Source organism: Bacillus sp. FJAT-25509, from assembly GCF_001420605.1.
In the GTDB taxonomy this organism is placed as follows: Bacteria; Bacillota; Bacilli; order Bacillales; family Bacillaceae_G; genus Gottfriedia.
In genome coordinates this window covers 12,643-35,178 of sequence record NZ_LJIZ01000007.1, presented here as the reverse complement: position 1 = coordinate 35,178, position 22,536 = coordinate 12,643, and the positions used below count along the sequence as shown (strand labels likewise).

Sequence of the window (22,536 nt, the reverse complement as noted above, 5' to 3'; positions counted from 1 at the left end):
CAACTTTGTAACCTTTATCTTACATCTATTGTTCCCAATCTCTAAACAGAATGTAAGCGGTTTATAATATGATAAAAACAGGAGGTAAAGCCAATGATCATTGAGAAACGCCCCGCAATACTATTGGACCACTTACTTAATTTAAATCATACGACAATGAATCAGGTAATGAATTCTACGCAGTTAACAAGAAGGCAGGTTTCATATGATTTGGACAAAATTAATTACTGGTTAAAAGTAAAAGGATTGCCTCCCATTGAGTACAAAGGTATTCATTACATTAAAATGCCAGAAGATGTTACTCAGTTTTTTAAAGAACAAAAAAACAAAGAATTAAAGAAAGATTTTATTTTTACAGAAGATGAGCGTCAAATAGTAATCTACTTGTATTTAATTATCCGTAAGGAATCACTTTCAACAGCTCATTTAACTCAACTATTGGGAGTTAGTAAAAATACAACAATCTCCGATGTGAAAAAGTTAAATGAAATAATCGGTACTCAGTTAGTAAAAATTGAATACTCAAGACAAAATGGTTATCACTTAGAAGGCACAGAATTTGATAAGAGAGTTTTACTTATGCAATTCCTATCTCGGCTTTTACAAATACCATATGGTGAAAAAATTATAAATTATATTTTAAAGGATCGAGATAGACTTTATGAATTCGTTGATATGCATAATGTGCTAATACAAATTGAAAAAGATTTCAATCTTCAATTTGTAGAGGAACGTTTAAAGCAATTTGTTTACTTTCTTATTTATTATTTTTATCGTCAGACAGAAAAAAAGTTTGTTTTATTTCATCCTGATGAAATCCAAATTCTAAAGCAAGATTCAATGTGGTTAGTAGCAGAGAAGATTAGTCAACTTCTTCAAATTGATGGAAATGATCCAGAAATTTGTTATCTTACAATTCAATTATTAGGTTTATCTTTAGGGAGAAACCAAGTTCAAGATGATGATCGTGGCTTACTTTTTAAGCTAAGTGAACAATTAGTGTTCGACTTTGAATCAAAGGCTTGTATTGCTTTTGAGAAAAAGAATGAAGTAGTTAGTACATTGTATCAACATTTAAAACCAGCTTATTTTCGCATGAAATATAGAATTCCTATTTTTAATCCTCTACTTTCTCAAATTATGAATGAGCATAAAGAACTTTTTACAATTGTAAAAGAATTGCTTTCTCCAATCGGTACTCTTTTAAGTATCACGATACCCGAGGAGGAAATTGGCTATATTACGATTCACTTTGGTGCACTTTTAGAGAAACCCAAAAAGGTTCTTCCGCAAAAGAAACGTGCAATCGTTGTTTGTCCAAGTGGAATTAGTTCCTCATTAATGGTCAAGCACCAACTTGAGGCACTTTTTTCTGAAATTATCGTAGAGAAAATATTATCATTACAGGAATTTAAAGAAGGAAATTTCAATGAATATGATCTAATGTTTTCCACAGTTGATTTAGATACAAAGATACCATGTTTTAGAGTTAAACCAATTATGACACCTAGTGAAAAAAATAGCATTGTCAATGAAGTTTACCAGTATTTATTTGGGATTCAATATTATGATCTTTCAATGAATGAACTAATTCAAACGATTGAAAAGTATGCGAATGTTTACGACGAAGTGGGGTTGAAAGCTGCTTTAAGTCAAATTACTTTTCATAAAAAAGTAGATATATCTAGGAGGAGACAACCTGTGTTACAAGATCTATTAAAAGAGGAAACAATTCAAATGATTAATCATCTTTCAAATTGGGAAGATGCCATAAAAGTTGTGGCCGATCCATTGTTAAAGAATGGAGCAATTAATAGGTCATATGTAGATGCGATGCTAGAAAATATAAAAACGATGGGGCCGTATGTAGTAATAGGTCCTGAGGTTGCCATTCCACATGCTCGACCAGAAATGGGAGTAAACAAAGTAGGAATGAGTTTTTTAAAACTGAACAAGCCAGTATTCTTTTTAAATGATGAAAAGTATCCTGTTCGACTATTGTTTTGTATTGCAGCAATAGACAATAAAACACATCTGAAAGCTCTTTCGCAGCTGACAAAGTTACTTAGTGAAAAAGAGAATATTGAACTTCTGAAGGAAGCAGAATCTTCAAATGTATTAGTGGAATTATTTGAACACTATTCAGCAGTTAATTGATCTTCAAGTTTAATAGATTAGTTGAAAAAAATGGAGGGGTTCGTTATGAAAATTTTAGCAGTATGTGGCTCAGGATTAGGAAGTAGCTTTATGTTAGAGATGAATATTGTTCAAATATTAAATGAGTTAGGAGTAAGTGGGATTGAAGTAGAACATTCAGATCTTAGTTCTGCTACGCCTGACTCAGCAGATGTTTTTATCGCGGCAAAGGACATAGCAGAAGGTATGGGGCATTTAGGTGAGGTTGTTGTGATTGATAGCATTATCGATATGGATGGTCTTCGTACGAAGTTAACACAAGTTCTTCAATCAAAAGGCTTATTTTAAATTTAAGGATTAATTTACATCAAATATTATTTATAGGAGGTTTTGTTCGTGGAAGCAAGGTTTCTGAAATTAATTATGGATGTATTAAGTCAACCGGCAGTTTTAGTAGCACTAATTTCACTTGTTGGACTTATTATTCAGAAAAAGCCTACAAGCGAGATTATTAAAGGGACAACTAAAACTTTTTTAGGATTTATCGTAATTTCTGCCGGGGCTGGAATTGTCGTGGGCTCACTAGACCCTTTTGGTAAGATGTTTCAAGAAGCGTTTCATGTTTCAGGTGTAGTTCCAAATAATGAAGCAATCGTAGCAATGGCACTATCAAAATATGGTTCATTCACTGCCTATATTATGTTCTTTGGTATGGTTGCAAACATTATTATTGCTCGATTTACTAGACTAAAATATATATTTTTAACAGGTCACCATACATTATATATGGCTTGTATGCTAGCTGTTATTTTAGTAGTTTCAGGATTAAAAGGTGTCCCACTTGTAATCGTTGGTTCACTAGCACTTGGTTTAATTATGGCTGTTTTCCCAGCTTTAAGCCAACCGTTTATGAGAAAAATTACAGGTAACGATAATGTAGGATTTGGACATTTTTCAAGTTTAGGTTATGTTCTTTCCGGTTTAGTTGGAAAGGTAGTCGGCAAAGGATCACGATCGACAGAAGAGATAAAATTTCCAAAAGGATTAGGATTTTTACGTGATAGTTCCGTTACGATTGCGTTAACAATGACAATTATATACCTTGTTATAGCACTTTTTGCTGGTCCTACTTATATAGAGAAGGAACTAAGTGGGGGAACTCATTATCTTGTTTATTCATTAATTCAATCAGTTACTTTTGCTGCGGGTGTCTTTATTATTTTATCTGGTGTGCGACTTGTTTTGGCTGAAATTGTACCAGCATTTAAAGGGATATCAAATAAATTAGTTCCTAATTCAAAACCTGCACTTGATTGTCCTATTGTTTTCCCATATGCACCAAATGCAGTTTTAATTGGTTTCTTTTGTAGCTTTCTCGGAGGAATTGTAGGAATGGTTTTCCTTGGTCTAACAGGATCTATTATCATTTTACCAGGGGTTGTTCCCCACTTCTTTACTGGAGCTACAGCTGGAGTATTCGGTAATTCTACTGGGGGGATACGAGGAGCAACGATTGGATCATTCGCAAATGGTTTGTTAATTACGTTCTTGCCTGTCTTTTTATTACCAGTTCTAGGTGACTTAGGATTTGCAAGTACGACATTCTCTGATGCAGACTTTGCTACATCAGGTATCATTTTAGGGCATATTGCTAAGTCATTTGGAGCAACCGGTGTAACGGTAACAGTAGTAGGTTTAGTTGCAATAGCTGTGTTGTTTGGATTATTCAAAAAAGATCGTAACAACAGTAAATCTGCAAACATCGAGGCTTAATTAATATGTCACAATACGAATCTACTAAGATCTAAAATGAGCTAAATTATGAAAATGATGTATGTTGTATTTTATTGATTAAAGGAGGATTTCGATTGAAATTCAATCTTCAAAAAATAGAAGCATTTCGTGACGAAATTCGCTATCTAACTTTAAAAGAACTATATAATCTTGGTTTTGGACATTATGGTGGAAGCTTATCAATTATTGAGACTTTAGCAGTTTTATATGGTGAAGTGATGAAGGTCGATCCCAAAAACCCTTCATGGCAGGAAAGAGATTACTTTATACTATCAAAGGGTCATGGTGGACCTGGACTATACGCAACATTGGCTTTAAAGGGATATTTTCCTGAAGAGGTTTTATACACTTTAAATCAAAATGGGACTACACTCCCTTCCCATCCCGATCGAAATTTAACGCCTGGTATTGATATGACAACAGGATCTTTAGGACAGGGTATATCAGCAGCAGTTGGAGTGGCTTTGTCTCATAAACTTTCTGAAATGGATAATTATACTTATTGCATAGTAGGTGATGGAGAGCTTAATGAAGGGCAGTGTTGGGAGGCACTTCAATTTGCTGCGCACCATAAATTAAACAACTTATTTGTTTTTGTTGATGACAATAAAAAACAGCTTGATGGGTTAACTAAGGATATTATTGATCCATTTGATTTTGTAGAAAAATTTAAGGCTTTTGGTTTTTACACATTAAAAGTCGATGGAAAATCAATTGAACAAATTTATGCCTCGATTATGAAGGGGAAATTTCAGAGCGACAAACCAATTGCAATTATTTTAGATACGGTTAAAGGTCAAGGTGTTAAATATTTAGAAGAGAAAGCTGATAACCATCATATACGGCCCAACCAAGCGGATGAAGAAGCTATTTTAGGAGCAATTACTGAACTAGGAAATAAACTAGGAAGGGTCGTGAATTCATGATTCAAACACCATTTAAGAGTTATGAATTAGATCGTATAGAAATGAGACAAATGTATGCCAATACACTACTTGAAATGGCGCAGAAAAATCCAAATGTAATTGCCCTAGAAGCTGATTTAATGAGTGCAATTACTACAAGTAAAATTATTGGTGAAATACCAAAACAATTAATAAATTGTGGGATTATGGAAGCGAATATGATGGGAGTAGCTTCTGGTCTATCACTCACTGGAAAAATTCCTTATGTTCATACATTTGCGCAATTTGCTACTCGTCGAGCGTTTGATCAATTGTTCGTTTCAGGTGCATATGCAAGATTGAATATAAAAATATTAGGTTCTGATTCGGGGGTTACTGCAGAGCATAATGGTGGGACACATATGGCATTTGAAGACTTAGGACTTGCTCGTTTAATTCCAAATGCAAATGTATATGAAGCAAGTGACGCCAATCAACTTGGGTACTTACTCCGCAAAGTTGAGAAGGAATACGGGATTCATTATATCCGAACAATTCGTAAAAAAGCTGTCAAACTTTATGATGAAAACGAAACATTTGAATCCGGTAAAGGTAAGGTCCTTCGAAATGGTGATGATGTAACAATCATTGCAAGTGGCATTATGGTCGCTGAATCGTTGAAGGCTGCTGACATACTTCAGGGAAAAGGAATTGAAACAAGTGTAATCGATATGTTTTCAATAAAGCCAATAGATAAAGACTTAATCGTAAAATATGCTAACAAAACAAGGGCAATTGTCACGGCTGAAAATCATAATGTTATAGGCGGTTTAGGTAGTGCGGTAGCAGAAGTATTAAGTGAGCATTGTCCAACTAAAATGAGACGAATCGGGATTAAAGAACAATTTGGGCAAGTTGGCAAGGAAGACTATTTAAAGGAATTTTATAAGTTAACGGCAAATGACATTGTTAAGAGTGTAGAGGAATTAAAAAACTAGAAAAAGTTATCAATTTTAGGAAGTTGTTTTTACAGCTTCTTTTTTTTACATATTAAGAATTTATAAATTGAGAGCGGAGAAGAAAGATTAATTGTTAAAGAAAATTTAAATGTTATGAATGACTTACTTGGTTTAATAGAAAGATAGAAAAACCACCTAATTTAAATAGGTGGCTTTTTGTTTTTTATTAGTTGCTGTTAGGATCAGTGTCGTCGTAGTATTTACCATCACCAGTTTGAGCATTAAATGTCCAATCAACTTTTAGCTTGTCCCCTTGGAATTGGTTTTGGTCTTTTCCATTATCAACAAACTCGAATAATACAAAAATCTTTTCTTTTTGTCCTGCTGCAATGCCGTCTGGATCTTTTGTACTACCTACAAATTGGTTAATTGCCGTTAAATCAGGAGTTTGATTTTGTAAGTCATATAATGTAGTTTCAACGATTTCATTTGTAGCACTGCTTGTGTTGTACATAATCGTTACTTTAATATGCTTAGCAAGGTCTTCTGTGTTATTATTTTTTGCGTCCTCAACTTGATATTTAGTGTTTAATAAAACTTTGTTAATATCTAGAGTTCCATTGTTTTCTAACGTAAATTCACGATATACTTCATCACCAGGTTTTAAATTGCTTATGTTAACAACAGCATTAGGGTTCATCCCTAAGTCTAATGTACCTGCTGCAAATGTATTATCAGTTTTAACTGTATCGCTGAAATATGCAAAAGTACCTCCACTAATTAATGACAAACCGACTGCTCCACTCATTACAACTTGACCAATTCTCTTAGTAAAACTCATTTCATTTCCCCCTTAAGGTTTATTTATTAAACTCTTAAGCTTTTATTTTGTACTTAAGAGATCTAACCAACTTCATCCTGCAGTTTTTTGTTCAAACTCTTTTCTTAATTGGAATAAATTGCGTAGCGCTGAAAGAGTTAAAAGGATACCTGGAACAATTAACAATAGTGCTGATCCAGCTTTTGAGCTTACAAAATTTAATGCATAGCCAACATATGGAACCGTGAAATTAGAATATTTTCCTACAATATTCTGAGGATACACAGTCCATAAGTCTTGGGCGTTATTGTTATCACCCTTTGTTTTATATGAAGTTTCACCATTTTTATGATGGACGGCAGCTATTCTGTGGGTGATCAGCTTATTGTCCATTTGAAAGGTAACAATGTCGCCTTTTTGATATGATGATGGATTTGCACCTAGCTTAACAGCAATTATTGAACCAGTATGAAATGTAGGTTCCATTGATCCAGATAAAACAGCTTTTAATTGATAGCCTAAAATGGTAGAATCTCCACCTGTAAACCTTGATGAAATCACAATAAAAGCTAAGAAACACAAGATGATAATAGAAATACTTTTAAAAATAGTACCTACAATTGATAAAATTTTCTTCAACATGAGAGATCACCTATTCGTTTGAAATTTATTTACTGAATTATTAGAAATTTAATCTGACTTTGTATCCGTATTGGTATGATCAGAATCCTGGTTCGGAATTGAATCGGTATCGGAATGATTAGAATCCCGGCTCAGAGATGAATCTGTATCGGAATGATTAGAATCCCGGCTCAGAGATGAATCTGTATCGGAATGATTAGAATCCCGGCTCGGAGATGAATCTGTATTGGAATGATTAGAATCCTGGCTCTGGATCGATTCGGAATTAGAATCTTTAGAATCCTGACTCAGTATTGAATCTGTATCTGAACTATCAGAACTTTGGCTCTGACTTGCACCTGTACTATTTTTAGGTTCATTAATATCGTTATTAATCTTTTCATTACTTTCATTGAGCTGGGTTTGAATTGTAGATTTAATTGACGCTATCTTTTGTAGATTAATTGACTCATTTAATTGGTGGATTAGTTGGTTAACAACCTGATAGCCTTTTCTCTCGTATTCATATTTACTTTGTTCAGTTTCTGGAAGTTCATGAATTTGATTGTGATAAGAGTTCAACTGCTCTTGAATACTTTGTAAACTCTTAATCTCATTATTTATTTCATGTTCCTCATTGAGAACAGTAGTAAGTAAATTTGATAATTCAGTGTCTGTACCAGTAATAGATATCTTCATGATCGAATCATATAATTGATTAGCTCTTGTTGAATGATTTTTTGCGGCTAGTTCTAGTTGTTGGATTGTTTTAGGAAACACAATGGCTGCTGAAACGACTTGTTCTGAAGATGCTTGACTAGAAAAGGTTGCCTCCGTTTGACCAACTGTTTGCATTGCCAAGTAAAATTGAATAGAACATAAACTTACGATGATGGAGACTTTTTTCCTTGCTTGTTTCAAATTTTCACTCCTTTGCAAAAGCCCTGTTGAAATTCATTATTGCTCAGTTGTCAGAAAATTGAAACCGGGTTATTTTTGAGTCGATTTGTGGTAGTTTTTTGTCAGAATTAGTCATTTTTAGGATGAAAAGCTGTAAAACCACTATAAAAAGAACCCGGGTTTGACGTATTGATTTAATTTCGAATATTCTCAATAATGAAAATTGCAGTCACAACAAAATTAAATAAGGGGTGAAAGTTTTGAAAATGAAAAAAGAGAAAAGAATGAGAAAAAAAGCAATACCAGCAGTAATGGCATTAACTGTGGCTTTTAGTGGGGGATTAACAACTTTACCTTCATTTGTAAATGTAAAAGCTAGTGCAGCTACAGTAAATCAAGCTTTAAGTAAGGAAGAGGTAGTAAAAGCGTACCTGAATTCAAAGGTAAAAAGTCTTGCAAGATCAGCTTCTCCATGGGAACAATTTAAGATTGTTAGTGAAGAAGCTAACAGTGTGACTGATACTTACCATGTAAGAACAATTGAACAATATAAAGGAATTCCAATTTATGGTTCAGGACAAACTGTAGCATTAGACACAAATAACAATGTATATGCATCATTTGGTGATGTAAATCAAACATTATCTCGCGCAATTATTCCGACTGAAGCTACAATTTCTGAGGACGATGCTGTAGCAACTGCGAAAGAAAGTATTGATTCACAAATCGGAGTTGTTAAAAATTATGATGGAATTGATACACAATTAACGATCTATCCATATGAAGGGAAGTATCACTTAGCGTATTTAGTTAAGGCTTCAACTTCTGTTCCAGCACCAGGATATTTCCATTATTTTGTAGACGCTACAAGTGGTGAAATCATTAATAGCTTTAATGCAATTGATAATATTGATGTGTCAAAGCTTACAGTTACTACTGGAAAGGGCTTGGACGTATTTGGTAAAATGCAAACTTTCCCAGTTGGAAAAGACGCATCAACTGGTTCTAGCTATTTATATGGTGGATCAGTTACTGGTTCTACAACAAAACCTACTATCGTACCACTAGCAACATTTGATGCTCATCGCATGCCTGAAAATTCATTTATCATTTTATCAGCACTTTTAGGATTTACTGGCTTTGAAGTAACAACAAATAGCCCAACTAACTTCTTCTATGATCCTGCTGCGGTATCAGCTCATGTTAATGCTGATAAAGTAAACAAATATTATCAAAATGTATTCAAACGTAACAGTTTAGATGATAAAGGTATGGCTTTAATTAGTACAGTTCACGTGGGAGCAAAATGGAATAATGCAGCATGGAATGGAAAACAAATGTTATACGGAGATGGCGATGGTGTTGTTTTAGGTGCACTTTCTGGTGGATTAGATGTAATCGGACATGAAATGACACATGGTGTGATTGAAAAGTCTGGACTTGATTTAACATATCAAGGAGAGTCTGGAGCACTTAATGAGTCATTAGCAGACATCTTTGGAACATTCGTTCAAATCTATACAACAAAAGTAAACGAGTGGGAAATGGGTGAAGATGTTTACACTCCAACTAAACCAGGTGACGGTGGTCTACGTTCATTAAGCGACCCAGGTTCAGTACGTGTAAGCACGAAATATATGCCTTCAGGTTACTATCCAGATACTTATCAAGATCGATATTTAGGTACTGAAGATAATGGTGGAGTGCATATTAATAGTGGTATCAACAACAAAGCTGCATATTTAATTACTCAAGGTGGTACAAATAATGGCTATACGATCACTGGAGTTGGTGTAAATAATGGACAAAAAATTTACTATCAAGCTTTAAAATATCTAACAGCTGATTCTAACTTTAAAGAAATGAGAGCAGCAGTAATTCAGGCATCACGTGATTTCTTCCCTGATAAAAATGGAGTACCTTCTGCTCAAACGAAGGCTGTTATGGATGCATATACTTCTGTAGGTGTTTACGAATAATAAAATTAAACCATGAACTAGTTTGCCTGTTCATGGTTTTCTTATTTCCTGTTAAATTTTTCCTATGTTTTTTAAAATGAATACTAAGTAATAATTATTAATTTTACATTAAATTATCCTCATAAATTGTGTGAATAGCATGATGGAAACTAAGTTGAACTATTGTATATTTAGTATAAGTTTTAGGATAGGAGGAGCAATCAATGATCGAAGGGGAAGTTATAAAATTTTATCGTACTAAAGCTGGACTAACTCAAGAAGAACTAGGAAAAGGAATCTGTTCTTCCAAGCACGTAGGAAAAATAGAAAGAGGGAATACATCCTACTCATCTGAGATTATTACCTTGTTTTCTGAACGATTACAAATTGATATTCGAAAAGAAATTGCTAACTTTGAAAATCTTGAAAATAAACTACTAAACTGGCAGACAGCAATTATTAAATTAAGAATGAAGGAAATTGATTCATATAAAAAAGATTTAGAAGAAAGCCCTTTTATTAATTCTCCAAAATATGATGCTTGGTATCAATTGCTACTAGCAAGATATTATCTCTTAATGAATGACTATAAAAACACTTATACAATTGTTCTAAATATACAAAGAAACTATAAAGACCTACCTCCTTTTGAAAGAAATCTTCTTTTGCATGTAATTGGAATTTATTATTTAAATAATTACAATAATTCAAGTACAGAGAATCATCATAAAGCAATACAAACTTTAAAGAAGATTGATATAAACGAGTACGGTAATCCAGAATACTACTATCATTTAGCAGTAGCATATGGATGGGTCGATTCTAAGGTAATGGCTTATGTATATGCAGAAAAATCGCTTAAATATTTTAAAGATACAAGTAATTATTTACGTGCCATAAATGCTGAATCAATTATGCTTTTACAATCAAGCAACGATGGGCACTTAGACTTTAAAAAATTGAAACAATCATACAAAAATCTGATTCATGATAGTGAAACGCTCAATGCACCAGATAAAACAGGGATGTTGTTAAATAATTTTGCTTTGGAATATTTTAAAAGAAAAGATTATGAAAAAGCGCAAAAGTATTATAAAGCAGCATTACAATTGGAAAAAAAGCCAACAGTAATTTATCTTCAACGACTGAATAATTATCTTAAAAGCTCATTTGAAGGTAAATTAATGCGCAAATCTGCCTTATTAAATAGTGCCCAAAAAGGTCTAACAATCGCAAAAAATTTAAAGAATCAACATTATCAAATCCTTTTTACATTACTAATCTATTCGATAGAAAATAAAACGAAAGAATATATACAGTACATAGAAAAAACTGCTTTTCCATATTTTAAGTCACGCAATCATACTATATTCATGAAACGATATGGTAAGGAGTTGTATGATTATTATGTGGAAGAAAAAGAGTTTGAGAAGGCAGTCGAAATGTCTAACTTCTTAATAGGTGTTATTAAAATACATAACTAAAGGACTGTTGTTGGACAGTTCTTTTATTATTTATGTTTTCAAATTAAAGAAGTAGTGTAAAAGTAAAAAAGTTCCATAAAGGAACTTTTTTGGGGGTTTTTATTATGTTGAAATAATAATATTGAAAATAGGGGCAAATCTTACTATTTCTAACACAATTCTATTATGTTTGACTCTTTTCGAAATGGTTGTTGTTTATAAACCGATCATTTTTAAAGCACAGAGTAAATAAAGAAGCTGATCAGAAACAAGGTGTGGGGTTTCTGTAGGAGTATCAGAAAAAGTGAAAATTTGAGATGCCTCCTAAAGTAAATTCAACTAGACATCTCTAAAACGGCAACAAGATTTACGAAAACAGCCATTATAACTATATATTAATTTTATGTTTAAAATTAAAGAAATGTATGGGGGACAAACTATATTACAAAACTTTTTTTATTCACGTTATAAAAAATCCGCATTTTGCCAATGTAAAATAGAAAAAGGATATTAAAATTAAAATATGATATGATTTTTTAAATAATTGTACTAATTATAAAGAATGGGGATAAATTATGATTCGAATTTTAATTGTGGATGATGATTCTCATATAAGAGAGTTACTGAAAATGTATTTACAAACTGAAGGCTATACGACATTTGAAGCGGCTAATGGAGATGAAGCTTCTAGATTGCTTGAAAATCAACAAATTAATTTAGCGATTGTAGATATAATGATGCCAGGTAAAGATGGTTACCAGCTTTGTGAGGAAATAAGAGAGTATTATGATTTTCCGGTAATATTGTTAACTGCAAAAAGCGAGCTTTCTGATAAAGAAAAAGGGTTTGCAGTAGGCACAGATGATTATTTGACCAAGCCCTTTGAACCAAAAGAAATACTTTTCCGGATTAAGGCATTGCTAAGAAGATACAATATGATTAGTGCTCAAAAAATAAAACTGAACGAAACGGTTATCGATCGAAAAAGCTATGAAGTTTACTGTAATGGAAAATTACTTATGCTTCCAATGAAGGAATTTGAATTATTATCTCAATTGGCAAGTTATCCGGATCGAATATTTACTCGTGATGAGTTGATCCAATTAATTTGGGGTGCTGATTTTGAGGGTGATGATCGAACAATAAATGTTCATATTAAACGTTTACGTGAAAGATTTTCTAATTTAACGGATGACTTTAGTATAAAAACTGTTCGAGGTGTTGGTTATAAATTGGAGGTCACCAGAAAGTGAAAACTTTATACATAAGAATTGTTCTTACAATCCTCGGTGTTATGATTTTTAGCAGTTTATTGGCTTTCTTTTTTTCAAATGTGTATTACCACTATAATCTAAAGCCTTATAATGATAAAAAATTAACTAAAATGGCTTTAGATGTTGGTACTTTTTATGAAAAAAATAATGATATCGAATTAAGCAATTACTTAAAAAGTATTAGTAAATTAGGTTATCAAATTTTATTAGTAGATCCTCAAGGAAAACAATCCTTTTATGGAGGGTCTTTTAGAGAAAAGAAATTTGATCGTAAAGTAATTGATTCGGTTTTAAATGGAAATGTATATCATGGTATTGCCGAATTTCCAACATCATTATTTGTGACTGGTTTTTTTGATAATACATTGAGTAATACAGTTGGTGTTCCTATAAAATCGAGTACTAATCATTTGGCTCTTTTTATGCGACCAAATGTACAGCTTCAATTTGGTGAATTGCGTATACTCTTTTCCATACTCCTTTTACTGACAATCGTATTAAGTATTATATTCGTTTTAGTTAGTACAAGATATATTGTTAAACCGATTATTAAATTAACTGAAGCAACTAAAAAGATTGCAGAAGGAAAATATAATGTTCAATTGCAAATTAAACGCCAAGACGAAATAGGAAAACTTGCTAATCACTTTTCGCATATGTCACAAAAATTAGGACAAATTGAGGCGATGCGTCAGGAGTTTGTTTCAAATGTATCTCATGAAATCCAATCACCACTTGCATCGATACAAGGTTTTTCGCAGTCACTTCAAACTGAAAAATTAACCGAAGAGCAAAAGAATCATTATTTATCGATCATAGAGGAAGAAAGTAAAAGAATGTCCTTGTTAAGTAAACAATTATTAACGTTAGCCTCATTAGATAAGGAAGAAAGTATATTGCAAAAAACAACATTTGATGTTGCCGAACAAATTAAACAAGTGGTTTTTACAACTGAATGGAGTTGGAGAAACAAAGACTTGGCCATTGATTTGGAATTACTTCAAACTTTTGTGTATGCTGATAAGAATCTACTGCATCAAGTTTGGACAAATCTAATGACGAATAGCATAAAATTTAATCATGAAGGTGGATCCATCTCAATAAAACTGAGTAGTAATGAAGAGTATGTTCAAATTGAATTTCAAGATACTGGAATTGGCATTTCCGAAAATGATTTACAACAAATATTTAATCGATTTTTTATTGCTGATAAAGCAAGGAATCGAAAGGAATCCAGTAGTGGCTTAGGTTTAGCGATTGTTAAACAAATTATTGAATTACATAATGGCCACATAGAAGTAAGTAGTAAAGTTGGCGAAGGAACCAAATTTCATCTAACTATACCTAATATTAAAGAGTTCTGATTTATATTTGTAATCGACTGTTCACCTGTTGTTCATCTAACATTCCTATACTTTAAATTACAAAGAGTGATTCTACTTTTTGCACTCTTTAAAATTTAGTATGTTAAAGGAGATGAATGACAGGTGTTTCTTGCATTAAGGGAGTTTAAACACGCAAAGTTACGTTTTTTATTAATTAGTCTAATCATGATCCTTATATCATTCCTAGTATTATTCGTTTCAGGATTAGCGAAAGGATTATCTTTTGATAATGCTTCTTCTATTGATAGTATGGCCTCAAACTATTTTGTTTTACAAAAAGAATCAGGTAAACAAATTAATCATTCAATGTTAACAGAAAGTCAAATAAATGAAGTTCAGAAGTTTGTTGATGAGAAAAATTCTACTACTTTAGGAGTTCAAATGACTACGTTTCTAAAGGATGGAACATCTAAAAAAATTGATGCTACCTTATTTGGAATTGATGTGAATGGTTTAGCGGCACCAAAGGTAATAGAAGGTGACATGATTAATAATTCAACAAAGAATGAAGTTGTAGGAGATATTTCTTTAAAAGAAAAAGGAATCAAGCTTGGTGACGAGATTTCTGATCAAATCTCGGGAAAAGATTTTAAAATTGTTGGATTTACGGAGAACCAATCATATAGTCACGCACCGGTGATTCATATGAATTACAAAGAGTGGTCTATGGTGAATAACAAGAATTCATTTAATGCAATTGCGTTAAAAACGAACGCAAGTACTGCAAAAAAGGTAAATGAAAAAGTCTCAGGAGTAGAAGTAATTAATAAAAGCCAAGCATTAAAAGGCATACCTGGTTATAAAGAAGAACAGGGCTCTTTACTAATGATGATTGTATTTCTATTCTTTATCGGAGCATTTGTGTTAGCAGTCTTTTTCTATATCATTACGATTCAAAAAATAAATCAATTTGGCGTGCTAAAAGCAATTGGTTCAAAAACTAGTTATTTGGCTAAGAATATTATTTTTCAAGTTTTAACACTTACACTTTTAAGTCTAATTGTAAGTATTTCGATCACATTTGGATTATCTAAAGTATTACCAGCAAGCTTACCTTTTGTATTTGATGCTCAGTTAATCATTGGAAGTTCATTATTATTCTTAATTGTAGCAATTGTTGGCTCATTAATTTCTTTATTAAAAGTAGTAAAAATTGATGCGATTGAAGCGATCGGGAGGGCCTTTTAATGAGTAATAAATTAGTGCTAGATAATATTAGCAAAATATATAATGACGGAGATTCTTTAGCAACAACTGTATTAGATCAAGTTTCCATTCAAGTAAAGGCTGGTGAACTAGTAGCAGTTGTAGGTCCATCAGGCTCTGGTAAAAGTACCTTCCTTTCAATAGCTGGAGCATTACTATCTCCGACTAGTGGGAGAATTTTAATTGATGATACTGATATTAGTAATCTCCCAGCAAATAAACTAAATGAATTTAGATTATCTAAAATCGGATTTATTTTTCAAATGTCTAATTTAATCCCGTATTTAACAGTTAAAGATCAGCTTCTATTAATTGCCGAATTAGCTGGAATAAAAAACAAAATTGCAGAGAAGAAAGCGAATGAACTCCTCGAACAATTAGGATTATCAAAGAGGATGAGAAACTATCCAGAAAAATTATCAGGTGGAGAGAGACAACGAGTAGCCATTGCAAGAGCACTAATGAATGATCCAGAAGTAATCTTTGCGGATGAACCTACAGCTAGTCTTGATTCTGAAAGAGGAAGATCTGTTGTTGAAATGCTGTCTAAAGAAGTGAAACAAAGACAAAAAGCTGCGATAATGGTCACTCATGATAAAAGGATGCTAGATTTATGTGACCGTGTTGTTTATATTGAAAATGGAAAACTTACTGAACAAATTTAAGGAAGAGCCCGTTTTAATAAACGGGCTTTTTGATATTGCTTATGAGTAAGTTATTTTGAATCATCAAGATATTTAAGTGACTCATAAACCCGTTGTGGGTATGGAAAATTGACTACTAATTTTCTAAATAAACAAAAGAACCCGTTCAATTCGAACGGGTTCTTTTGTTATAGATGGAATCGATCTAAAAGATTAGTTTTAGCAAGATCAATTACATCATTAGCATGACCATTTAATACTGCTTTCAATGTCCATAGTGTAAATCCGTGTGCTTGTTCAATACTCACTTTAGGAGGCATTGCTAATTCTTGTCGGTTAACTAAAACATCTATTAATGCCGGTCCATTGTGCTCAAACGCACGTTGCACTGCAGATTCTAAATCAGCGGGATCTTCTACACGAATTCCTTCGATCCCCATCGATTGAGCTAATGACGCAAAGTTAGGGTTTTCTAAAGTTGTTCCAGTTTCTAGGTAACCAGCAGCTTTCATTTCTAATTCCACAAAACTTAGTGCGCTATTGTTAAATACAACCATTTTTATAGGTAATTTATGCTGATGGATCGTTAATAAATCACCCAATAACATTGATAATCCACCATCTCCGCATAATGCGACTACTTGACGTCCAGGTTGAGAAACTTGAGCACCAATTGCTTGAGGCATGGCATTAGCCATCGTTCCGTGATTAAATGATCCAAGTAATCTTCTTTTTCCATTCATTTGTAAATATCTTGCAGACCATAATGTTGGCGTTCCGACATCGCATGTAAAGATCGTATCTTCATTTGCAAGATCACTTACAACTTTAGTTAAATACTGAGGGTGGATTGGTGTGCGTCCAGGTTTTCCGACAGCAAATTTATCTAAATCTTCACGTACATCTTTGTATGCTGAAACATATTTTTCAAGATGGCTTGAATCTTTCACATCTGTTAAGAGCGGTAATAACTGACTTATTGTCTCTTTTACATCTCCACATAGTCCATAAGTAAGTGCAGCGCGTCGTCCTAAATGCTCAGCTCGAACATCTACTTGTAAAATAACTGCATCATCTGGATAAAATTGTCGGTATGGAAAATCTGTGCCGAGCATCAATAGTACATCACAGTCCATTATGGCATGATACCCGGATGAATAGCCGATTAAACCAGTTAAACCTGCATTATATGGATTATCGTATTCTAAGAATTCTTTACCTCTAAGCGCAATAACCATTGGAGATTTTAACTTTTCACAAAGAAGCATTAAATGAGAATGTGCACCTTCACAGCCTGCTCCGCAAAGTAAAGTAACCTTCTTACCATCATTTAGGAACCCAGCGAGTTTTTCCAATTCAGGTTTAGATGGACTAATCAGTGGATTCGTAACATGAATAACTTGTTCTGGTACAGTTTGTCGATCTTCTAGCGCAGCTATGTCTCCAGGTAATACAAGTACAGATACACCCTTTCTAGCAATTGCGTGCTGCATAGCAATCGTTGCTAGACGAGGCATTTGCTCTGCTCTATATACTGTTTCACAGAAGTGACTGCAATCTTTAAATAATTGCTCAGGTCGAGTTTGTTGAAAATATTCACTTCCAATTTCGATGCTTGGAATTTGAGCCGCAATTGCAAGTACAGGAATACGACTTCGATGACAATCGTATAATCCATTGATAAGATGAAGGTTTCCCGGTCCACTGCTTCCCGCACAAACTGCGATACTTCCACTCATAAGTGAATCGGAACCTGCAGCAAAAGCTGCAACTTCCTCATGGCGAACGCCGATCCATTCAATTCTTTTAGAGCTCTTAATTGAATCTAAAACAGCATTTAAAGAATCGCCAACAATACCATAAATTCTAGTAACCCCCGCTTGAATCAATGAATCGATCAGTAAATCTGCAATTGTTTTCCTCATTGTAATCTCCTTCTAGTTCACTATTATGGAACTAATTCTATTTGTTAAGCCTTAAGCTACAGATAAAGTTATGTTTTGCAGAACTTTAAAACGTTATACCAAAAAAAGGCAGGAAAAGTAGGAGGCATTAAGAATAAATACTTTAAAAAGTCACTTATCCTCGGATTTTTTGTCGAAGGAATCCATCTTGAAACTTACGGTTACGTAAGATTTATAATAAATCTATAGCTAGAAGGAGGAGGGCATTTTGAAGTTTTATTCGATTCGAGAGATGACGAATGAATTTAATACGACTCATAGAACCCTTAGATATTATGAGGAAATCGGATTATTAATGCCTACCTATACTGAAAGTGGTAGAAGAAGGTACTCTCAAAAGGATTGTACACGTCTTTATTTAATTCAAAGGGGCAAAAATTTAGGCTTTAATTTACAAGAAATAAAAGAAATGATTGATTTATTTACGATTGATCGAACAGGTGAAAAACAATTACAAAAAACAATTGAATATGGAAATCAGAAGATAATAGAGCTAGATAAAAAAATAAACGATCTAATCCAATTAAAAAAAGAAATTATTCAAATGAAGGGTAGACTTGAGCGGAATTTATTAGAGATTCAGTAAAAATATTTGGAGGGAGAAGTACATGAATTTTTATAAAGAAGATCTTAATTTACAAATAATTTTAAGAAAATATTTTAAAGAAGATTTTTTTGCATGGGCTAATGGAGAATTAGAAGAATTTGGTGAGCTTTGCGCGAAAGAGTTTGATCAGCGTGCAATACACACAGACCGAGAAGGTCAACCACGTTTAATCAAATATGATGCATATGGAAATGATATTTCACATGTTTGGGTAAATGAAGGTTATAAACAAACTGTAGAAGATACTTATAATAGAGGGATTGTTAGCTATATTCATAAGCCAATACCAGAGCTTAGTATTAAGGGGAATTACATTTATTCCTATGCCCAAGGTTATTTATTATCACAGACTGAAGCTGGTTTTTATTGTCCGGTAACATTATCAATGGCTGCTACGTTTTTAGTTGAAAGATATGCAGATGAAGCAATAAAAGAAAAATATCTCCCTCATTTACTATCGACTGGAGAAATAGAATTATATGAAGGAGCAACTTTTTTAACTGAAAGACAAGGTGGTTCAGATGTTGGAGCTAATGTAGTTAAAGCAGTTAAAGAAGGAGATTATTATCGCATTTATGGAGAAAAATATTTTGCTAGTAATGCAGGTCAATGTGGGATTACAACGATTTTAGCAAGAATTGAGGGAGCTCCTTCTGGGAGTAAGGGATTAAGTTTATTTTTAGTGCCTTGGAAGAATGATGATGGTACAAATAATGGATTCACGATTCGTCGCTTAAAAGATAAGCTAGGTGTAAGAGCGGTTCCGTCAGGAGAAGTTGAATTTAATGGAGCGAAAGCATTTCTAATCGGAGATCCTTCCAGAGGAATTAACTACATGATGGAAGCATTGAATTTATCTAGAATATGTAATGCTGTAGCTTCTGTTGGAATTATGAGAAGAGCCTATGTGGAAGCGAAAAAATATGCTGAAAATAGACCGGCATTTGGACAAATATTAACGAATTTTCCAATGATACAAGAGACATTAGCAAAACTTGCAACCATTCAGGAAGTACAAACAAGTGCAGTATTTAATTTAGTGGCCTTATATGATCGAGTGGTTGGTAATGAAAATGGAACAACCGAAGAACAAACATTAGTAAGGATTTTGATTGCTATATTAAAAATGCGTACTGCAGAAGAAGCAATTCATTTCTCCCACGAAGCGATTGAAATGCATGGTGGAAATGGTTATATAGAAGATTTTGTTACACCTCGACTTTTAAGAGATGCTCAAGTACTTACAGTTTGGGAAGGAACAGCTAATATTTTAGGTTTAGAGATTTTGAGACTGTTTAAAAAAATGAATGGTTATCAAGTCTTTAAATCATATATTGAAGAAAAATTAGTGGAAACACCTCAAACATTAGTAGATGAAAGTGAAATCGTAAAGAAAAAGCTGGAGGAATTAAATGAAATTGTTCATTATACATTTACTTTAGATGCTAATACTCAATCATATAATGCAAAGAAAATCGCAAATAAAATGGCAGATTTAGTTGAAGCAGTTACTGCTCTTGAAGATGCGAAAGATCACATTCGAAAAGAGTATATCGCAAAAGTATTGATCCATGAACGATATTTTAAAGATGAAATTAATAAAGAACAAATTCATTTAAAGTATTTTGCTGAAATTGTTGGCTATAAAGTTTCGATAAATAAATGATTATAAAGATACCTCGTTAGATTAAAAGCACACATATATCAGTAGTAAAGATAGTAAGGAGGTTTTTTCCTACTATCTTTTTTTCTATTAATATGCCAAAAAATAAAGGATATTTTTATCGTAAATTTAACAAAATTTACCAATTTTATGATACTATTAATAGTTGATGTAAAAAACGGGAGTGTTTAATTCATGCAGTTTTTAATATTTACTTGCAGTTTAGTGTTTATTTATTTTAATTACTTAGTTATAAAAGATGATTTATTCAAAGTAAATTCAAAAAAGGTTACATTAAATAATCGTTTTATTAGACTTATTAATATAGTCAAATTTGCTCCAGTTATTGCCTTTATTATTTTATTAGTTTTAGTTTTATTTTTTTTCCATACTAAATCAGGGATCAGGCTATCACACGCTTGGTTTATTTCACAGTTTTGGGCATATGCTACCCTTTTTTATTTTTTCTATAAAATGATTAAGAACAAACTTAGTCTTATTTTTGCCGCACTATCAATAATTATTGCCATTTATAATACCCCATTATTTCATTATGAACATTTATTTGTAGGTCGCAGTGTTATTCTTTCTGACTTTTTTGCAATATTGATGTTTATTTCTATGTGGTTTACGATATCTAAAATTACTATGAGGCTACAGCACTAAGTAGGTACTGGTGCGATTATTGTGTCATTTTTTAATTAATTAAATTAGAACAGTACTAATCAAACTAACGCAACCTCTTAGTTTAATAACACTGGTGGCCGATGACGATGAGTGGTTTCTACTTTACTATTTGTCATTTTACTGGAAGAAGGGAAAACTGTTTGAATAGAGAATGTATCTATAGTTCATACTTACATTTCTGAAATTAGTAAAGGGGATGCACTTAATGTCAGATGGTTTTTTCAAAGTTCAAGACGTACTTGAAAATTACAAAACAGCAGTTTACGAAAAGGATGTTGAAAGATTTCTATCCTTGTATGCTCCTGAAATTCATCTATATGATTGCTGGGGGAACTGGGAGAGCAAAGGTATTTCTTCATGGAATGAAAATGTAGTAGAGTGGTTTAATGGTTTGAGTGAGGACGGTGTTTTACTTAAAGTTGAATTTAATGATCTAGTAGTTGAAGAAAATTCAAATCTGGCATTTGCACATTGTGCGGTTACTTTTGCTGCTCACCAAGAAGAATCTGGTGAGAAACTTCGTCAAATGACTAATCGGTTCACATTTGGTTTAAAAAAAGTGAATGAAACTTGGGTCATTGTTCATGAACATTCATCATTACCTATAAATATGGAAACTGGTAAGGGAATTTTCAACTTGAAGTAAACAATTTGGTGATAAAGTTAAGCTAATTTTAAGGTTTAAATGATATCTTTTTACTGATAATTTTTCTTTCTTTTTTTTTAGGGGACTTCTTTTTTTGAAGTCCCTTTTTTTATGTGTATTGGTTTTAAACCACATTTATTCTGTTCTTTTGTATACCCTCCATAGGTAAAATAAATCTGATTCTCTTCTTCAAGTACCAATTTTTCCTTTGCTATGTTAAAGCAACTTAAAAAAGCCTGTATCGACAATTACGTAGTAATTATGATACGGGCTTTTAATTTAGATGTTTAATCGTTGTTATTATTTTAACACATTAATTTTATAGCTCTGGGAAACCGTAGTAGTTCCAAAATGAGTAAAAGAATAAAACACAGTTAAGATGAGCAATAGGCTAGAAATAATAATTACTGGAAAGAATGATGATAGTAGTTTTGGGAATCGCTGACTTAAAAACATAGTAGAACAAAATAGGGCTGAACAAGTTAATAATAATAAACAAATTAATAATAAAGCATGTGCTTCTGTTATTGAAATCATAACGACGATCATGCTCCCCATCATACCGGCCATCATTCCAGTAAAGATCCCCTCAATTAGCGCAAGGAAATGTAATCGAAAACCGATAAGTAATCCAATAGGTGCAGATACGCCCATCGAAATGAGTAAGGAATGGAAAAATTGTTGGTGATATGAAAGTGTAATGAGCACACCTATTGTTAAACCAGTAGTCATACTGATCATCATCATATACATCATTTGATGCATCTGGTCATTTTTTGTTGGTTTAAGGTGGATTGAAATAATTGTTATAAAGAGCATTATGCAAATACATACCCAACTGGTGAACATATATGATACCCCCTAACTATTCGCTTTTTATCATCATATGGACAACTTAAAATAAATAGAATAAAGAAAACTCGTC

At 32.8% G+C, this 22,536-nt stretch carries 20 protein-coding genes; 15 read left to right on the top strand and 5 right to left on the bottom strand.

Annotated elements, in window-relative coordinates; genetic code table 11:
- Positions 1-93 precede the first annotated feature (93 nt).
- The 5 genes from AN960_RS04755 (at position 94) to AN960_RS04735 (ending at position 5,812) form a co-directional block, all read left to right on the top strand.
- On the top strand, positions 94-2,157 hold the full coding sequence (locus AN960_RS04755) for a BglG family transcription antiterminator (protein WP_056467632.1): 2,064 nt from the start codon (positions 94-96) through the stop codon (positions 2,155-2,157).
- Positions 2,158-2,202: 45 nt separating this feature from the next.
- A complete protein-coding gene (locus AN960_RS04750; protein ID WP_056467630.1) occupies positions 2,203-2,484 on the top strand; it encodes a PTS sugar transporter subunit IIB in 282 nt (93 codons plus the stop codon).
- A gap of 48 nt (positions 2,485-2,532) precedes the next feature.
- Positions 2,533-3,909, top strand: a complete 1,377-nt coding sequence (ulaA, locus tag AN960_RS04745) for a PTS ascorbate transporter subunit IIC (RefSeq protein WP_156339617.1) — start codon at positions 2,533-2,535, stop codon at positions 3,907-3,909.
- 95 nt (positions 3,910-4,004) lie between these two features.
- Positions 4,005-4,856 carry a transketolase gene (locus tag AN960_RS04740; RefSeq protein ID WP_056467627.1) on the top strand — a complete coding sequence of 284 codons (852 nt, stop codon included), beginning with the start codon at positions 4,005-4,007 and terminating at the stop codon, positions 4,854-4,856.
- Positions 4,853-5,812 carry a transketolase family protein gene (locus tag AN960_RS04735; protein WP_056467623.1) on the top strand — a complete coding sequence of 320 codons (960 nt, stop codon included), beginning with the start codon at positions 4,853-4,855 and terminating at the stop codon, positions 5,810-5,812. Before AN960_RS04740 ends, AN960_RS04735 begins: the two co-directional genes overlap by 4 nt.
- Positions 5,813-5,999: 187 nt before the next feature.
- Here AN960_RS04735 and AN960_RS04730 read toward each other — a convergent pair whose 3' ends face one another.
- From AN960_RS04730 to AN960_RS04720, 3 genes are all read right to left on the bottom strand, one after another.
- Entirely contained in the window at positions 6,000-6,614 is a 615-nt protein-coding gene (locus AN960_RS04730) for a TasA family protein (protein ID WP_056467620.1), read from the bottom strand.
- A 72-nt stretch (positions 6,615-6,686) separates the two neighbouring features.
- Positions 6,687-7,235 carry a signal peptidase I SipW gene (gene sipW, locus AN960_RS04725; RefSeq protein ID WP_056467618.1) on the bottom strand — a complete coding sequence of 183 codons (549 nt, stop codon included), beginning with the start codon at positions 7,233-7,235 and terminating at the stop codon, positions 6,687-6,689.
- Positions 7,236-7,283: 48 nt separating this feature from the next.
- Positions 7,284-8,135 (bottom strand): DUF4047 domain-containing protein, encoded by an 852-nt coding sequence (locus AN960_RS04720; RefSeq protein WP_056467615.1) that lies wholly within the window; start codon positions 8,133-8,135, stop codon positions 7,284-7,286.
- Positions 8,136-8,398: 263 nt separating this feature from the next.
- Here AN960_RS04720 and AN960_RS04715 point away from each other — a divergent pair, with 263 nt between their 5' ends.
- The 6 genes from AN960_RS04715 to AN960_RS04690 all read left to right on the top strand — a co-directional run bounded on the left by AN960_RS04715 (position 8,399) and on the right by AN960_RS04690 (position 16,065).
- Positions 8,399-10,093 (top strand): M4 family metallopeptidase, encoded by a 1,695-nt coding sequence (locus AN960_RS04715; RefSeq protein WP_082459378.1) that lies wholly within the window; start codon positions 8,399-8,401, stop codon positions 10,091-10,093.
- A gap of 203 nt (positions 10,094-10,296) precedes the next feature.
- On the top strand, positions 10,297-11,556 hold the full coding sequence (locus tag AN960_RS04710) for a helix-turn-helix domain-containing protein (protein WP_056467611.1): 1,260 nt from the start codon (positions 10,297-10,299) through the stop codon (positions 11,554-11,556).
- 554 nt (positions 11,557-12,110) lie between these two features.
- Positions 12,111-12,788 (top strand): response regulator transcription factor, encoded by a 678-nt coding sequence (locus tag AN960_RS04705; RefSeq protein WP_056467608.1) that lies wholly within the window; start codon positions 12,111-12,113, stop codon positions 12,786-12,788.
- The gene (locus tag AN960_RS04700) at positions 12,785-14,173 is read left to right on the top strand and encodes a sensor histidine kinase (RefSeq protein WP_056467605.1); all 1,389 of its coding nucleotides are present in this window, start codon (positions 12,785-12,787) and stop codon (positions 14,171-14,173) included. Before AN960_RS04705 ends, AN960_RS04700 begins: the two co-directional genes overlap by 4 nt.
- Positions 14,174-14,296: 123 nt before the next feature.
- Positions 14,297-15,382, top strand: coding sequence for an ABC transporter permease (locus AN960_RS04695; RefSeq protein WP_056467602.1), 1,086 nt, complete (start codon positions 14,297-14,299; stop codon positions 15,380-15,382).
- Positions 15,382-16,065, top strand: coding sequence for an ABC transporter ATP-binding protein (locus AN960_RS04690; RefSeq protein WP_056467600.1), 684 nt, complete (start codon positions 15,382-15,384; stop codon positions 16,063-16,065). The genes AN960_RS04695 and AN960_RS04690 overlap by 1 nt, the downstream gene beginning before the upstream one ends.
- A 167-nt stretch (positions 16,066-16,232) precedes the next feature.
- On the opposite strand, the gene poxB is transcribed toward AN960_RS04690, so the two are convergent.
- Entirely contained in the window at positions 16,233-17,969 is a 1,737-nt protein-coding gene (gene poxB, locus AN960_RS04685) for a ubiquinone-dependent pyruvate dehydrogenase (protein WP_056467597.1), read from the bottom strand.
- A gap of 247 nt (positions 17,970-18,216) precedes the next feature.
- On the opposite strand from poxB, the gene AN960_RS04680 reads away from it, so the two are divergent.
- The 4 genes from AN960_RS04680 (at position 18,217) to AN960_RS04665 (ending at position 21,611) form a co-directional block, all read left to right on the top strand.
- Positions 18,217-18,594: a MerR family transcriptional regulator gene (locus AN960_RS04680; RefSeq protein ID WP_056467594.1), complete on the top strand. Its 378-nt coding sequence runs from the start codon at positions 18,217-18,219 to the stop codon at positions 18,592-18,594.
- A gap of 22 nt (positions 18,595-18,616) precedes the next feature.
- The gene (locus AN960_RS04675; RefSeq protein ID WP_056467592.1) at positions 18,617-20,281 is read left to right on the top strand and encodes an acyl-CoA dehydrogenase family protein; all 1,665 of its coding nucleotides are present in this window, start codon (positions 18,617-18,619) and stop codon (positions 20,279-20,281) included.
- A gap of 192 nt (positions 20,282-20,473) precedes the next feature.
- Entirely contained in the window at positions 20,474-20,944 is a 471-nt protein-coding gene (locus AN960_RS04670) for a hypothetical protein (RefSeq protein ID WP_056467589.1), read from the top strand.
- A 226-nt stretch (positions 20,945-21,170) separates the two neighbouring features.
- Positions 21,171-21,611: a YybH family protein gene (locus tag AN960_RS04665; RefSeq protein WP_056467586.1), complete on the top strand. Its 441-nt coding sequence runs from the start codon at positions 21,171-21,173 to the stop codon at positions 21,609-21,611.
- A 300-nt stretch (positions 21,612-21,911) separates the two neighbouring features.
- On the opposite strand, the gene AN960_RS04660 is transcribed toward AN960_RS04665, so the two are convergent.
- Positions 21,912-22,460, bottom strand: a complete 549-nt coding sequence (locus AN960_RS04660) for a hypothetical protein (RefSeq protein ID WP_056467583.1) — start codon at positions 22,458-22,460, stop codon at positions 21,912-21,914.
- Positions 22,461-22,536 lie beyond the last annotated feature (76 nt).

What these genes read in the sequence shown, in the direction of transcription:
- AN960_RS04755 (WP_056467632.1), top strand. Translation starts at nt 94, where the DNA reads ATGATCATTGAGAAACGCCCCGCAATACTATTGGACCACTTACTTAAT.
- AN960_RS04750 (WP_056467630.1), top strand. Translation starts at nt 2,203, where the DNA reads ATGAAAATTTTAGCAGTATGTGGCTCAGGATTAGGAAGTAGCTTTATG.
- AN960_RS04735 (WP_056467623.1), top strand. Translation starts at nt 4,853, where the DNA reads ATGATTCAAACACCATTTAAGAGTTATGAATTAGATCGTATAGAAATG.
- AN960_RS04730 (WP_056467620.1), bottom strand. Translation starts at nt 6,614, where the DNA reads ATGAGTTTTACTAAGAGAATTGGTCAAGTTGTAATGAGTGGAGCAGTC.
- sipW (WP_056467618.1), bottom strand. Translation starts at nt 7,235, where the DNA reads ATGTTGAAGAAAATTTTATCAATTGTAGGTACTATTTTTAAAAGTATT.
- AN960_RS04715 (WP_082459378.1), top strand. Translation starts at nt 8,399, where the DNA reads ATGAGAAAAAAAGCAATACCAGCAGTAATGGCATTAACTGTGGCTTTT.
- AN960_RS04710 (WP_056467611.1), top strand. Translation starts at nt 10,297, where the DNA reads ATGATCGAAGGGGAAGTTATAAAATTTTATCGTACTAAAGCTGGACTA.
- AN960_RS04705 (WP_056467608.1), top strand. Translation starts at nt 12,111, where the DNA reads ATGATTCGAATTTTAATTGTGGATGATGATTCTCATATAAGAGAGTTA.
- AN960_RS04690 (WP_056467600.1), top strand. Translation starts at nt 15,382, where the DNA reads ATGAGTAATAAATTAGTGCTAGATAATATTAGCAAAATATATAATGAC.
- poxB (WP_056467597.1), bottom strand. Translation starts at nt 17,969, where the DNA reads ATGAGGAAAACAATTGCAGATTTACTGATCGATTCATTGATTCAAGCG.
- AN960_RS04675 (WP_056467592.1), top strand. Translation starts at nt 18,617, where the DNA reads ATGAATTTTTATAAAGAAGATCTTAATTTACAAATAATTTTAAGAAAA.
- AN960_RS04670 (WP_056467589.1), top strand. Translation starts at nt 20,474, where the DNA reads ATGCAGTTTTTAATATTTACTTGCAGTTTAGTGTTTATTTATTTTAAT.
- AN960_RS04665 (WP_056467586.1), top strand. Translation starts at nt 21,171, where the DNA reads ATGTCAGATGGTTTTTTCAAAGTTCAAGACGTACTTGAAAATTACAAA.
- AN960_RS04660 (WP_056467583.1), bottom strand. Translation starts at nt 22,460, where the DNA reads ATGTTCACCAGTTGGGTATGTATTTGCATAATGCTCTTTATAACAATT.